This window comes from Pseudomonas sp. Marseille-Q5299 (assembly GCF_943737035.1).
Taxonomy (GTDB): domain Bacteria; phylum Pseudomonadota; class Gammaproteobacteria; order Pseudomonadales; family Pseudomonadaceae; genus Aquipseudomonas; species Aquipseudomonas putida_E.
In genome coordinates, this window is record NZ_CALSFR010000004.1 from 39,397 (window position 1) to 52,725 (window position 13,329).

The window sequence follows — 13,329 nt, forward strand, 5'->3', positions numbered from 1 at the left end:
TTGCACTCCAAGCGTTGCGGCAAAGAGACCGATTGTACCGGTGCCGGTGCGTGCTGTCAGGCTCGGAAAGGGCATGAGCACGGGCTTTGGCTCCCACGACAGGCGCTCATTGCCGGTTACGCGTTGGGGCGTCATAATGTAGCCCCTTTTTTCTCCCCCTACATGTGGAAGGTTCCCGTGACTCAGAAGCCCGACCAGTGTCTTGGTGAGTGGATCGATCGTGAAGCTCTGGCTGAAGCGATGATCCCGCTTATCGGTCAGCTCTACCGCAACAACAACGTGGTGAGCTCGATCTATGGCCGCAGCCTGATCAACCGTTCGGTTATCTCGATCCTCAAGGCCCACCGCTTTGCGCGTCACCGTCAGACCGACGAAACCGAACTGTCCGTCCACGAGACATTCCCCCTGCTCAAAGCCATGAGCGAGCTGAAACTGGGCGCCGCTTCGGTCGACCTGGGCAAGCTGGCCAACAAGTTCAAGCAGGAAGGCAACGGCAAGACCGCCGAGCAGTTCGTGCGTGAAGAACTGGCCGACGTGGTTGGCCAGCAGAACGCTTCGGCGCGCAAGGGCACCGACGTTGTCCTGTACGGTTTCGGCCGCATCGGCCGCCTGCTGGCGCGCATCCTGATCGAGAAGACCGGTGGTGGCGACGGCCTGCGCCTGCGTGCAATCGTTGTGCGCAAGGGTGCCGAAAACGACCTGGTCAAGCGCGCCAGCCTGCTGCGCCGTGACTCGGTGCACGGCCCGTTCGATGGCACCATCACCATCGACGAAGCCAACAACACCATCACTGCCAACGGCAACCTGATCCAGATCATCTACGCCAAGAGCCCGAGCGAAGTCGACTACACCCAGTACGGCATCGACAACGCCCTGATCGTCGACAACACCGGCGTATGGCGTGATGCCGACGGCCTGGGCCAGCACCTGGCCTGCCCGGGCGCTGCCCGCGTGATCCTCACCGCACCTGGCAAGGGCGCGCTGAAGAACATCGTGCACGGCATCAACCACGGTGACATCACCGCCGAGGACAAGATCATCTCGGCAGCTTCGTGCACCACCAACGCCATCGTGCCGGTGCTCAAGGCCATCAACGACCAGTACGGCATCGTCAATGGTCACGTCGAAACCGTTCACTCGTTCACCAACGACCAGAACCTGATCGACAACTTCCACAAGGGCAGCCGTCGTGGTCGCGCCGCGCCGCTGAACATGGTCATCACCGAAACCGGTGCTGCCACTGCTGCCGCCAAGGCGCTGCCGGTGCTCAAGGGCAAGCTGACCGGCAACGCCATTCGCGTACCGACGCCGAACGTGTCGATGGCCATCCTGAACCTGAACCTGGAAAAGGCCACCAACCGCGAAGAAATCAACGAGTACCTGCGCCAGACCGCCATGCACTCGGAGCTGCACAAGCAGATCGATTACGTCAGCTCGCAGGAAGTGGTTTCCACCGACTTCGTAGGCTCGCGCCACGCGGGTGTGGTTGACGCCGAAGCGACCATCGCCAACGATAACCGCGTTGTCCTGTACGTCTGGTACGACAACGAATTCGGTTACAGCTGCCAGGTGGTTCGCGTGATGGAAGACATGGCTGGTGTGAACCCGCCAGCGTTTCCACGCTAATTCGCTTGTAAGGCAATGAAAAAACGGGAACCTTCGGGTTCCCGTTTTTTATGGCTGCACCGGCCAGCAATTTGTAGGAGCGGCCTTGTGTCGCGAAAGGACCGCAAAGCGGCCCCAGGTCTCAGCTGAGCAACACAAATTGCTGGGGCTGCTGCGCAGCCCTTTCGCGACACAAGGCCGCTCCTACAAGGTCGCGCCGGTGCTGGCAACCGAGAACTCAACTTTTGCGCACAGCCCTCCTGTTCATCCTCATGCTGCTGACCGCCTGCAACCAAGGCCCCACCCTGGAGCGCCTCGGTGGCCCTGCCATGGGTAGCAGCTACAGCATCCAGTACGTCCGCGAGCCAGGCGGGCCGGCGCCTGTCCAGGTACAGGCGGCGGTGGAAACGATCCTGCAGGGCATAGATCAGCATTACTCGACCTACCGCGGCGACTCTGCGGTGAGCCAGTTCAATCAGCTCCCCGGCAACCAGTGCCTGGCCTTGCCGTCAGACATGCTCGAACTGGTCACCTTCGGCCAGCACTTGGCCGAACAGAGCGATGGTGCCTTTGACCTCACTGTCGAGCCGCTGCTCGACCTCTGGGGTTTCGGCCCCCAGGCCCGCCATGAGCAGGTGCCAGAACCGCAGGCGCTGGCCAATGCCCGCCTGCGTGTGGGCTACCAGCACTTGCGCATCGAGGGCCAGGCATTGTGCAAGGACGCCCCGGTGCAACTGGACTTCAACAGCATCGCCGCTGGCCACGCCGTGGACCTGATTGCTGCACGCCTGCGTGCCATGGGTATCGCCAGCTTCATTGCCGAAGTTACCGGCGAGCTCAAGGCGGTGGGCGGCAAACCCGATGGCAGCCCATGGCGCATCGCCCTGGAATTGCCCCGCGAAGACCGTCAGATCGCCCGCCAGGTAATACCGGCCAACGGCCTGGGTGTATCGACCTCGGGTGACTATCGGCACTATTTCGAGCAGAATGGCCGGCGCTATTCGCACACCTTCGATGCCCGTCTCGGGCGCCCGGTCGATCATGACCTGGCTGCCGTCACCGTGCTCGATGCCTCGGCGCTGCAGGCCGACGGCTACTCGACCCTGTTGCTGATCCTCGGGCCCGAGCGCGGCTGGGATTTTGCCATCGCTCATGACCTGGCGGCGGTATTGGTGACTCGGGCAGAGGGTGGCTTCGTCTCCCGAGCTACGCCCGCTTTCGAGCGGGCGCTCAAAGGCAGGTGAAAGCGCAAGCAGGGACGGTAGCTGCCAGGGAATCGGTGGATGCACATGTAGTGCAGGCAAAATTGGCCTACGACGCGACCAAGGGTTAATGTGCGCGGCGTTCACGCTTGATTAGACTGCACCCGAATTTTCTCATGGCGCCCCGGCGGCATGATCGAGTCCCGCGGCGACCGTGGCCAGCGGGCCAGTTCTGAAGGAGTACGCATGGCTGTCTACAACTACGACGTAGTGGTGTTGGGTTCCGGCCCGGCCGGAGAAGGTGCGGCAATGAACGCCGCCAAAGCAGGGCGCAAGGTGGCGATGGTCGACAGCCGTCGCCAGGTCGGTGGCAACTGCACCCACCTGGGCACCATCCCGTCCAAGGCACTGCGTCACTCGGTGCGGCAGATCATGCAGTTCAACACCAACCCGATGTTCCGAGCCATCGGTGAGCCGCGCTGGTTCTCCTTCCCGGACGTGCTCAAGAGCGCCGAGAAGGTGATTTCCAAGCAGGTCGCTTCGCGTACCGGCTACTACGCCCGCAACCGCGTCGACCTGTTCTTCGGTACCGGCAGCTTCGCCGATGAGCAGACCGTCGAAGTGGTCTGCCCCAATGGCGTGGTGGAAAAGCTCAACGCCAAGCACATCATCATCGCCACCGGCTCGCGTCCGTATCGCCCGGCCGACATCGACTTCCATCACCCGCGTGTCTATGACAGTGACACCATCCTGAGCCTCAGCCACACCCCGCGCAAACTCATCGTTTACGGCGCCGGCGTAATTGGCTGCGAATACGCCTCGATCTTCAGTGGCCTGGGCGTGCTGGTCGAACTGGTCGACAACCGCGGCCAGTTGCTGAGCTTCCTGGATTCGGAAATTTCCCAGGCGCTGAGCTACCACTTCAGCAACAACAACATCACCGTGCGCCACAACGAAGACTACGAGCGGGTCGAGGGCCTGGACAATGGTGTGATCCTGCACCTGAAGTCTGGCAAGAAGATCAAGGCCGACGCCTTGCTGTGGTGCAACGGCCGCACCGGCAATACCGACAAGCTGGGCCTTGAGAACATCGGCATCAAGGTCAACAGCCGTGGCCAGATCGAAGTCGACGAGGCTTACCGCACCAGCGTGCCGAACATCTACGGTGCCGGTGACGTGATCGGCTGGCCGAGCCTGGCCAGTGCCGCCCATGACCAGGGCCGCTCGGCGGCAGGCAGTATCGTCGACAACGGCAGCTGGCGTTTCGTCAACGACGTGCCGACCGGCATCTACACCATTCCGGAGATCAGCTCGATCGGCAAGAACGAGCAGGAGCTGACCCAGGCCAAGGTGCCGTACGAAGTGGGCAAGGCATTCTTCAAGAGCATGGCGCGTGCACAGATCGCCGGCGAGCCGCAAGGCATGCTGAAGATCCTGTTCCACCGCGAGACCCTGGAAATCCTCGGCGTGCATTGCTTCGGCTACCAGGCTTCGGAAATCGTCCACATCGGCCAGGCGGTGATGAACCAGCCGGGCGAACTGAATAACCTGAAGTACTTCGTCAACACCACGTTCAACTACCCGACCATGGCCGAAGCCTATCGGGTAGCTGCCTATGACGGCCTGAACCGGCTTTTTTGAGCGGCTCCGGCCGGTGGCCTGAGCCGGTCGGGGAGACCGATTTCAGCCCTACCCGAGGGTGGTCTTGGCCAAACCGGGAAAGTCTGTAATCAGGCTGTCCACGCCAAAATCAGCGAGCCGGCGCATCAGTGCCGGCTCGTTGACCGTCCACACCGACACATGCAAACCCTGGCCCTGTGCTTTGAGCAGGCGCTCGGGAGTGCACAATGTCCAGTTCAAGGCCAGCAGATCGCAGCCATAGTTCTGCGCGACCTTCAGCGGGTCGAGCCAGGCGTACTCGGCGACCAGGCCGCGCTTCACGTCAGGCACCAGTTCCAGCGCAGCACCCAGTACTTCCCGCGAGCTCGAGGTGATGGTCACCTTGTCCAGCAGGCCGTACTGCTGTGCCAGTTCCCGAATCGCCAGCACCGTGGTGGCGGCACGGGTCCGCGAGGCGCTCTTGACCTCCAGTTGCCAGTGCTCGAAGGGGCATTTTTCGAACAGTTCTTCCAGCCGTGGGATAGGGCAGGGCTGCACATGGCCCGGGCCGCCCTTGCGTGCGTCGTAGGTGACCAGGTCGGCTGCCGGGTGTTCGACCACCTTGCCGCGCCGGCCGGTGGTGCGCTTGAGGGTAGGGTCGTGGATGACCATCAGCTCATTGTCGGCCGACAGGTGCAGGTCCAGTTCGCAGCGGGTCACGCCGTGGGACAGGCACTGACGGAAGCTGTGCAGAGTGTTCTCGGGCGCTTCGCCCTTGGCGCCGCGGTGGCCATAGATGAGGGTCACGTTCGTTCCTTCAGGTCAAAAATGAAAAGGCTCAGGAGGCAGGGTCGCCCTGTTCCAGCTGCTGGCGCCGTTGCTGCTGTTGGCGCTGCAGGATGTAGCGGGCCAGCAACTGGCGCTGGGCATCGGTCATGTCGGTGAATTCGGTGCCGAGTTCGAAGCTGCCATCGGCGCGCGGGTCGCAGTGGGTAACCTTGCCGCGCAGCAGCAGGCCGTGGGCGCGGGGCATCAACACCATCTTCACTTTGACCCGGGTGCCCGGGGCGATTTGCTGGGCTTGTGCGAATTCGATGCCGCCTTCGGAGATGATCACCCGCTGGGGCTGGCCGATCTCGCCGATCAGGGTTTGCGCGACCACCGCGCTGAGCAGGTCCAGGCGCTTGTTCTGCGCCCGCAGGAACGCCGCCAGGGTGCGGTCCTTTTCGCTTAGCTGACGCAACAGGTGCTGGGACTCGAAGTCGGACAGGTGCAGCTCGCTGAGCAGGTTGAACAGTGGTGAATCATCCTGCAACAGTTCTGGCTCAAGGGCTTCGGCCGCGCTCAGGGGGCTGATTTCCAGTGCGATCCGATCTTCGATGCGGTAGTATTCGCGGCGATCTTCTTCGTCTAATGTCGTCATGGCGAACCCATGGTAGCGGCGGTGGTCCGAGTGTAAAGCCGCCGCAGGCGCCTCGCCACAAGGACGTTCCCTTTCATCCGAACAAGCCCCGACATGTTCAGACCTCTTTTCGCATTCATTGGTACGCGCTACACCCGTGCCAAGCGCCGTAATCACTTCGTCTCGTTCATTTCCCTGACCTCGATGATCGGCCTCGCCCTGGGCGTGGTAGTGATGATCGTGGTGCTCTCGGTAATGAACGGTTTCGACCACGAGATGCGTACCCGCGTGCTGGGCATGGTCCCTCACGCCACGCTCGAGAGCGGCCAGCCGATCAACGACTGGCCTGCCCTTGCCCAACAAGTAAAGCAGAATCCGCAGGTGCTGGCCGTTGCGCCCTATACCCAGATGCAGGGCCTGCTGACCCATGATGGCAAGGTGCAGAAGGTGTTGCTCAACGGTATCGACCCAGGCCGCGAGCGTGAGGTGTCGATCATCGACAACTTCATTCAGCAAGGGCGCCTCGACCAGCTGGCGCCGGGCGAGTGGGGCATCATGATCGGTGACAAGGCGGCCGCCAAGCTAGGGGTGGCCATCGGCGACAAGCTGACCTTCGTCGCCCCTGAGGTCAGCGTGACGCCGGCCGGCATGTTCCCGCGCATGAAGCGCTTCACCGTGGTCGGCACCTTCCACGTCGGTGCCGGCGAGATCGACGGTTACCTGGGCCTGACCAACATCGCTGACCTGTCACGCCTGCACCGCTGGAAGCCGGACCAGGTGCAGGGCCTGCGCCTGAAGTTCGACGACCTGTTCCAGGCACCACGCGTGGCCTGGAGCATCGCCCAGCATTTGGGTGAACAGGAGTACTACAGCCGCGACTGGACCCGTACCCACGGCAACCTGTACCAGGCGATCCGCATGGAAAAAGCCATGATCGGCCTGCTGCTGTTGCTGATCGTTGCGGTGGCGGCGTTCAACATCATTTCCACCCTGGTGATGGTGGTCAACGACAAGCGCGGTGACATCGCCATCCTCCGTACCCTGGGCGCCACGCCCGGGCAGATCATGGCCATCTTCATGGTTCAGGGTACGGTGATCGGGGTGATTGGCACCCTGATCGGTGCAGTGGTCGGTATCCTCGCTGCGCTCAACGTCAGCGCGGCGATCGCCGGCATCGAGAAACTGATCGGGCACAAGTTCCTCAACGCTGACGTGTATTTCATCGATTACCTGCCCTCGCAGATCCAGGCCCAGGACGTGTACATGGTCTGCGGTGCGGCGCTGGTCCTGAGTTTCTTCGCCACCCTGTACCCGGCCTGGCGTGCGGCCCGCACCCAGCCTGCAGAGGCGCTACGTTATGAGTGAGTCGCGCATGAGTGATAAAGCCGTTCTGAGTTGCCGCAACCTGGGCAAGTCCTACGACGAGGGCCCGGAGTCGGTACAAGTGTTGGCCGGGCTCAACCTCGAACTGCACGCCGGGGAGCGGGTGGCCATTGTCGGCAGTTCGGGTTCGGGCAAGAGCACCTTGCTCAACCTGCTGGGCGGCCTCGATCGGCCGACCCAGGGCAGCGTCTGGCTGGCCGGCGAAGAGCTGTCGGCGCTTGGCGAGCGCGCCCGCGGCCTGCTGCGCAATCGCGAGCTGGGCTTTGTCTATCAGTTCCACCACCTGCTGCCCGAGTTCACCGCCATGGAGAACGTGTGCATGCCGCTGCTGATCGGCCGCACCGCGATCCCCGAGGCGCGTGAGCGCGCCGAGGCACTGCTCAAGCGTGTCGGCCTGGGCCACCGCCTGCACCACAAGCCGGCCGAGCTGTCCGGTGGTGAGCGTCAGCGGGTGGCCATTGCCCGGGCGCTGGTAAACCGGCCGGGCCTGGTGATGCTCGATGAGCCGACCGGCAACCTCGACCACCACACCGCCCAAGGCATCCAGGAATTGATGCAGGAACTGTCCAGCGCATCGCGCACGGCATTCCTGGTGGTGACCCACGACCTCAACCTGGCGCGCCAGATGGACCGCGTGCTGAAACTCGACGACGGTCATCTGGTGGCGATCTGAGCCGCTTGCACGGGGTGGCCTGAGCCGCCCCGCAACTTTTTCAGTGGGTGTTTTACATGTTCAGACCCTTGCCCTTGTTCATCGGTGCGCGCTACACCCGTGCCAAGCGCCGCAACCATTTCATCTCGTTCATCTCGATGACTTCGATGATCGGCCTGTCCCTGGGTGTGCTGGCGATGATCGTGGTGCTGTCGGTGATGAATGGCTTCCAGCGCGAAATGAGCTCGCGCATCCTCGGCCTGGTGCCACACGCCAGCATCCTCGGCGTGCAGCCGCTGGACGACTGGCGCAAGGCTGCCGACGCGGCGCTACAGAACCCGGCAGTGATGGCCGCTGCGCCGATCACCGAGATGGAGGGCATGCTCTCCTACAAAGGTGCGATGCAGCCCATCCAGGTCAGCGGTATCGACCCGGCCGAAGAGGGCAAGGTCTCGATCGTCGGCCAGCACATCGTGCAGGGGCGCCTGCAGGCCCTGCAGCCGGGTGAGTATGGGGTGGTGATCGGCGAGCTGACTGCGCGCCGGTTCCGCCTCAATACCGGCGACAAACTGACCCTGATCGTGCCGGAAATCAGCAAGGAGCCGGGCGGCATCACCCCGCGCATGCAGCGCCTGACGGTGGTCGGCATCTTCAAGGTGGGTGCCGAGCTGGACGGTTCGCAGGCTTACATGCACGTGGCCGATGCCGGCGAGATGCAGCGCTGGGCGCCAGGCCAGGTGCAGGGCGTGCGCCTGAAACTGCACGACCTGTATGCCGCACCGCAGGTGTCCAAGGCCATTGCTGCCAGCCTGGGCGATGCCTACCGCGCCGATGACTGGTCGCACACCCAGGGCAGCCTGTTCAGTGCCATGAAGATGGAAAAGACCATGATCGGCCTGCTGCTGATGATGATCATCGCCGTGGCGGCGTTCAACATCATCGCCACCCTGGTGATGGTGGTGAACGACAAGGGGCCGGACATCGCCATCCTGCGTACCCTGGGCGCCACCCCGGCACAGATCATGGGCACCTTCATGGTCCAGGGCAGCCTGATCGGTATCGTCGGCACATTGATCGGTGGCGTGCTCGGGGTGATTGCTGCGTTCAATGTCAGTCAGATCGTCGGCTGGCTGGAGCGGGTGAGCGGGCAGCACATCTTTACCTCGGATGTGTACTTCATCAGCAGTTTGCCGTCCGAGCTGCAGTGGGGTGATGTGGCGATCATCTGCACCGCCGGGCTGGTGATGAGCTTCCTGGCGACCATCTACCCGGCATACCGCGCTTCGCAGGTGCAGCCGGCGATCGGGCTGGCTGGTTGATTGCACTGTGGGGGCGCTTTGCGCCCCTTCGCGACACAAGGCCGCTCCTACCGCGATCACGTCAGCTTTGTGAGCGGCCTTGTGTCGCGAAGGGGCTGCAAATCAGCCCACGCGATCTAAAGCGGCTCGCTGAACTCGATTACAAACCGCGTCCAGCCGTCCTTGCACTGTGCCCGGATGCTCCCGCCATGGGCCTGGATGATCGACCGGGTGATTGCCAGGCCCAGCCCCGCATGTTCGCTACTGCCCTCGCGCCGCGCCGGGTCCACCCGATAAAACCGGTCAAACAGCCTAGGCAATGAAGCAGCTTCGATCGGCATGCCGGTATTGGCCACGCAAACTTTCCCCCCAGGCTCCAGCGTCACGCGTATTTGCCCGCCTGCCGGCGTAAACCGCAGTGCATTGTCGAGCAGGTTGGACAGTGCCCGGCGCAGCATATGCCGGTCGCCCTTCAATGTCGCCTCACCCTCACGCAGCAGCTGCACTTCGTTGTCCTCGGCGAGGGGGGCGTAATACTCCAGCAGCGCGTCCACCTCTTCATGCAACGCCAGCATTGCCTGCCCTGGTGCCAGCAGCCCATGGTCGGCCTTGGCCAGGAAAAGCATGTCTTTGATCATCTGTGCCATCCACTGCAGCTCCTCAAGGTTGCCGTGCAGTGCTTCGCGGTATTCCTCGAGGCTACGGGGGCGGGTGAGGGTGACCTGGGTGTGGGTCAGCAGGTTTGACAGCGGCGTGCGCAGCTCGTGGGCGATATCGGCCGAGAACGCCGACAGGCGCTGGAAGGCGTCATCCAGGCGCTGCAGCATGGCGTTCACGGTGCTGCCCAGTTCCGCCAGTTCTTCCGGCAGCTGCGCCACCGGCAGGCGGGTGGTCAGCGAGCGCGCCGACACGCTGGCGGCCACCTGGCCCATCTGCCGTAACGGCTTTAGCCCACAGCGCGCGGCCCAGGCGCCGAGCAGTGCCGTGGCCAGCGCGGACAGGCCGACGGTGAGCCAGATGAGGCGTTGCATGCCCTGCAGAAAGTGCTGGTGATGGGTGATGTCGAGAAACAGCGTCAGTCGGGCGCTGTCGTTCAGTTGCACGGCCAGGCTGCGGTAATCGACACCGTCGGCATGCACCGTTGCCAGTCCTGGGCCGGCCGGCGCGTCTGGCAGCGCGTAGCGGCTGGCGTACCAAGGGCTGCCATCGCTGCCATTGATGCGCAAGGCCAGGTCGGCCTGGTGGCTGAGCTCGTTGCGCAGGGCTGCCAGCTGTGCTTGCAGGTCGGCAGGGCGTTGCAGGCCGGAAAGCCGGGTGCGTAAAAGCGACACGCGTGATTCGAGCAGTTGCTGGTCCAGCTCGACGAAATGTTGCTCGCTGGCGCGGTTGAACAGCAGCCCCGCCCCCAGCGAAACGGCAGCGGTACATGCGGCGAACAACAGGGCCAGGCGGCTGCCAAGGGAAAGCCTGCGCATCAGTCGTGGCGCTCCTCGAGCACATAGCCCATGCCGCGCACGGTGTGAATCAGCTTGTTGCGGTGCGGGTCGTCGATTTTCAGGCGCAGGCGGCGGATGGCGACCTCGATGACGTTGGTGTCGCTGTCGAAATTCATGTCCCAAACCTGCGAGGCGATCAACGATTTTGGCAACACTTCGCCTTGGCGGCGCAGCAGCAATTCAAGCAGGGCGAACTCCTTGGCGGTCAGGTCGATGCGTTGGCCTGCACGCTCTGCCCGGCGACGGAACAAGTCCAGGCGCAGGTCGGCCAAGGCCAGCTGCGTCTCCTGGCTGGGGCTGGCACCGCGGCGTAGCAGGCTGCGCACCCGGGCCAGCAGTTCGGAAAAGGCGAAAGGCTTGACCAGGTAATCGTCGGCACCCAATTCCAGGCCGCGCACGCGGTCCTCCACTGCATCGCGAGCAGTGAGGAACAGTACCGGCGTGTCCAGGCCGGCCTGGCGCACCGCCTGGAGGATCTGCCAGCCGTCGCGGCCTGGGAGCATCACATCAAGGATCAGCAGGTCGTGATCGCCGCTCAGGGCCAGGTGCTGGCCGGTTTCGCCATCAGCGACCAGCTCAGTGGCGAAGCCGGCCTCGCTGAGGCCCTGGCTCAGGTACTGGCCGGTGCGGGCCTGGTCTTCGACGATCAGCAGTTTCATGCGGTGTCCAGAGTGGGCGCTGTAATGGCTGAAATGATACGTGACTATCCCGGCCTCCACCCAAGCTGACAAAGTTGTAATCTTGCCGTCAGGTAGCTGCCAGTCAGCCCTTTCTAAAGTGGCCTCATATCCGTTGCAAGTACTGGAGTCATCATGAAACACCTGTTCGTCGCCGCTACGCTTGCCCTGTTGAGCCTGCCCACCCTCGCGGGCACCGGCAAAAGCTTCGCTTTCGGCGAGCCGGCCCCGGCGGCCAAGGCCACGCGCACTGTCGAGGTCGTGCTCAAGGACATCGCCTTCGAGCCCGGGAACCTGCAGGTCAAGGCGGGCGAGACCGTACGGTTTGTCCTGATCAACGAAGGCAAGCTGCCCCATGAGTTCAACCTGGGTGACAAGGCCATGCACGCCCAGCACCAGAAAGAAATGATCGCCATGCAAGGCAAGCTGTTCACCGCCGGCATGAGCCACGAGGGTATGGGCCATGGCCAGATGGACCACGGTGCCCATGGCCATGATGCTGGCAATACGGTGCTGTTGCAGCCCGGCCAGCGCGCCGAGCTGACCTGGACCTTCCGCCAGTCGGCGCCCATCGAATTCGCCTGCAACGTACCTGGGCACTACCAGGCTGGCATGGTCGGGGCATTGACCATCGAGTGACTGGCGCTCCAAGGCGGGATGTAAAACCGGTAGACTAAGGGTATTTCCGAACCTTCAGGTCAGTTTCCATGCATCCCGCCGCCGAACATTCCCCGCTGGGCAAATCCAGCGAATACATTGCCACCTACACGCCTTCGTTGCTATTCCCCATCCCGCGCACGGCCAAGTGGGCCGAACTGGGTGTGACCGCCCAGACCCTGCCTTGGTACGGCGTGGATTACTGGAACTGCTTCGAGCTGTCCTGGCTGTTGCCGTCCGGCAAACCTGTGGTGGCGATAGGGGAGTTCGCCATCCCTGCCGATTCGCCGAACATCATCGAGTCGAAGTCGTTCAAGCTCTACCTGAACTCACTGAACCAGACGGTGTTCGCCACCATCTGCGAGTTGCAGGCATGCCTTGAGAAAGACCTGTCGGCTGCCGCTGGCAAGCCTGTGAGCGTGCAGGTGCGCACGTTGGCAGAAGTGGAGGCGCAAGGTGTGGTTGCGCTGCCGGGGCAGTGCATTGATGCATTGGATGTGACCATCAGCAACTACGAGCAGCCGCAGCCAGAGTTGCTGCGCTGCAACCCCGAGCGGGTGGTGGAGGAAACCCTGCACAGTCACCTGCTCAAGTCGAACTGCCCGGTGACCGGCCAGCCGGACTGGGGCAGTGTTGTGGTTGAGTACAAGGGTAGGGCGTTGGACCATGCCAGCCTGCTGACCTACCTGATCAGCTTCCGCCAGCATGCGGACTTTCATGAGCAGTGCGTGGAGCGGATCTACCTGGATTTGAAGAGCCTGCTGCAGCCGGAGCATCTGACCGTGTACGCGCGTTATGTGCGCCGGGGTGGGCTGGATATCAATCCGTACCGTAGTACTGGGGCGATCAGCCCTGAAAACGTGCGGCTGGTGCGTCAGTAAGGTTCGAGTGATTGGGGCCGCTTCGCGCCCCTTTCGCGACACAAGGCCGCTTCTGTAGGAGCGGCCTTGTGTCGCGAAAGGGGCGCGAAGCGGCCCCAGCTATTACTAAATACCCATACTGTGCAGCGAGTTGGCAATGCTGCGCAGGGTGGCGGTGAGGTCGGGATGGTCGGCCTCGAAACGCTCTATGGCCAGGTTCACACCATCGACCAGGTTGTTGTCTGGCGTAGCTTCCTCAAGCTTCAGTTGCGCCTCGATCTGTCTGGCTTCCTCATGCAGCGCGGCCAGCTCCTCATCCGTAAGCGGTATGTTTCGATCCAGTTGCTCGCGCAAGCTGTTCAGGCGCTCTTGCAATTCGCGGGCAGGCATTGGCTGTTCTCCATCAATGGCTTGGCAAGGCATGGACCTCAGCGAAGCGGCAAAGGTTCGCACCTGTCTTCTAGCGTAATCCACTCGCCGTTGCTTTGCATGATCCGT

The 13,329-nt window shown here is 62.9% G+C and carries 13 protein-coding genes; 8 read left to right on the top strand and 5 right to left on the bottom strand.

What is annotated here, in order from left to right; translation table 11 throughout:
- Window positions 1-162 precede the first annotated feature (162 nt).
- The 3 genes from NGJ21_RS12955 to sthA all read left to right on the top strand — a co-directional run bounded on the left by NGJ21_RS12955 (window position 163) and on the right by sthA (window position 4,448).
- Complete coding sequence (locus NGJ21_RS12955) at window positions 163-1,626, top strand: glyceraldehyde-3-phosphate dehydrogenase (protein WP_012313571.1); 1,464 nt, start codon at window positions 163-165, stop codon at window positions 1,624-1,626.
- A gap of 224 nt (window positions 1,627-1,850) precedes the next feature.
- Window positions 1,851-2,849: an FAD:protein FMN transferase gene (locus tag NGJ21_RS12960; RefSeq protein ID WP_251962190.1), complete on the top strand. Its 999-nt coding sequence runs from the start codon at window positions 1,851-1,853 to the stop codon at window positions 2,847-2,849.
- Between the two features lie 204 nt (window positions 2,850-3,053).
- Complete coding sequence (gene sthA / locus NGJ21_RS12965; protein ID WP_012313573.1) at window positions 3,054-4,448, top strand: Si-specific NAD(P)(+) transhydrogenase; 1,395 nt, start codon at window positions 3,054-3,056, stop codon at window positions 4,446-4,448.
- 48 nt (window positions 4,449-4,496) lie between these two features.
- On the opposite strand, the gene NGJ21_RS12970 is transcribed toward sthA, so the two are convergent.
- A complete protein-coding gene (locus NGJ21_RS12970) occupies window positions 4,497-5,213 on the bottom strand; it encodes a glycerophosphodiester phosphodiesterase (RefSeq protein ID WP_046786451.1) in 717 nt (238 codons plus the stop codon).
- 31 nt (window positions 5,214-5,244) lie between these two features.
- A complete protein-coding gene (locus tag NGJ21_RS12975; RefSeq protein WP_115275403.1) occupies window positions 5,245-5,829 on the bottom strand; it encodes a PilZ domain-containing protein in 585 nt (194 codons plus the stop codon).
- Between the two features lie 93 nt (window positions 5,830-5,922).
- Between NGJ21_RS12975 and NGJ21_RS12980 the strand changes: the two genes are divergently transcribed.
- Genes NGJ21_RS12980 through NGJ21_RS12990 form a run of 3 tightly spaced genes read left to right on the top strand, consistent with a single transcriptional unit; the run spans window position 5,923 to window position 9,162 of the window.
- Window positions 5,923-7,173 (top strand): lipoprotein-releasing ABC transporter permease subunit, encoded by a 1,251-nt coding sequence (locus tag NGJ21_RS12980; protein WP_115275402.1) that lies wholly within the window; start codon window positions 5,923-5,925, stop codon window positions 7,171-7,173.
- A gap of 7 nt (window positions 7,174-7,180) precedes the next feature.
- The gene (gene lolD / locus NGJ21_RS12985) at window positions 7,181-7,864 is read left to right on the top strand and encodes a lipoprotein-releasing ABC transporter ATP-binding protein LolD (protein ID WP_172655298.1); all 684 of its coding nucleotides are present in this window, start codon (window positions 7,181-7,183) and stop codon (window positions 7,862-7,864) included.
- Window positions 7,865-7,920: 56 nt separating this feature from the next.
- Window positions 7,921-9,162 (top strand): lipoprotein-releasing ABC transporter permease subunit, encoded by a 1,242-nt coding sequence (locus tag NGJ21_RS12990; RefSeq protein WP_125923177.1) that lies wholly within the window; start codon window positions 7,921-7,923, stop codon window positions 9,160-9,162.
- Between the two features lie 116 nt (window positions 9,163-9,278).
- On the opposite strand, the gene NGJ21_RS12995 is transcribed toward NGJ21_RS12990, so the two are convergent.
- Together NGJ21_RS12995 and cinR are read right to left on the bottom strand one after the other, a co-directional pair.
- Window positions 9,279-10,616, bottom strand: coding sequence for a heavy metal sensor histidine kinase (locus NGJ21_RS12995; RefSeq protein ID WP_286010435.1), 1,338 nt, complete (start codon window positions 10,614-10,616; stop codon window positions 9,279-9,281).
- On the bottom strand, window positions 10,616-11,296 hold the full coding sequence (gene cinR, locus NGJ21_RS13000; RefSeq protein ID WP_012313580.1) for a two-component system response regulator CinR: 681 nt from the start codon (window positions 11,294-11,296) through the stop codon (window positions 10,616-10,618). Before cinR ends, NGJ21_RS12995 begins: the two co-directional genes overlap by 1 nt.
- A 153-nt stretch (window positions 11,297-11,449) precedes the next feature.
- Here cinR and NGJ21_RS13005 point away from each other — a divergent pair, with 153 nt between their 5' ends.
- Complete coding sequence (locus NGJ21_RS13005) at window positions 11,450-11,953, top strand: cupredoxin domain-containing protein (RefSeq protein WP_046786447.1); 504 nt, start codon at window positions 11,450-11,452, stop codon at window positions 11,951-11,953.
- A 68-nt stretch (window positions 11,954-12,021) separates the two neighbouring features.
- Window positions 12,022-12,852 carry an NADPH-dependent 7-cyano-7-deazaguanine reductase QueF gene (gene queF / locus NGJ21_RS13010; protein ID WP_119688581.1) on the top strand — a complete coding sequence of 277 codons (831 nt, stop codon included), beginning with the start codon at window positions 12,022-12,024 and terminating at the stop codon, window positions 12,850-12,852.
- A 105-nt stretch (window positions 12,853-12,957) separates the two neighbouring features.
- Here queF and NGJ21_RS13015 read toward each other — a convergent pair whose 3' ends face one another.
- Entirely contained in the window at window positions 12,958-13,221 is a 264-nt protein-coding gene (locus NGJ21_RS13015; protein WP_012313583.1) for a DUF4404 family protein, read from the bottom strand.
- Between the last annotated feature and the right edge of the window lie 108 nt (window positions 13,222-13,329).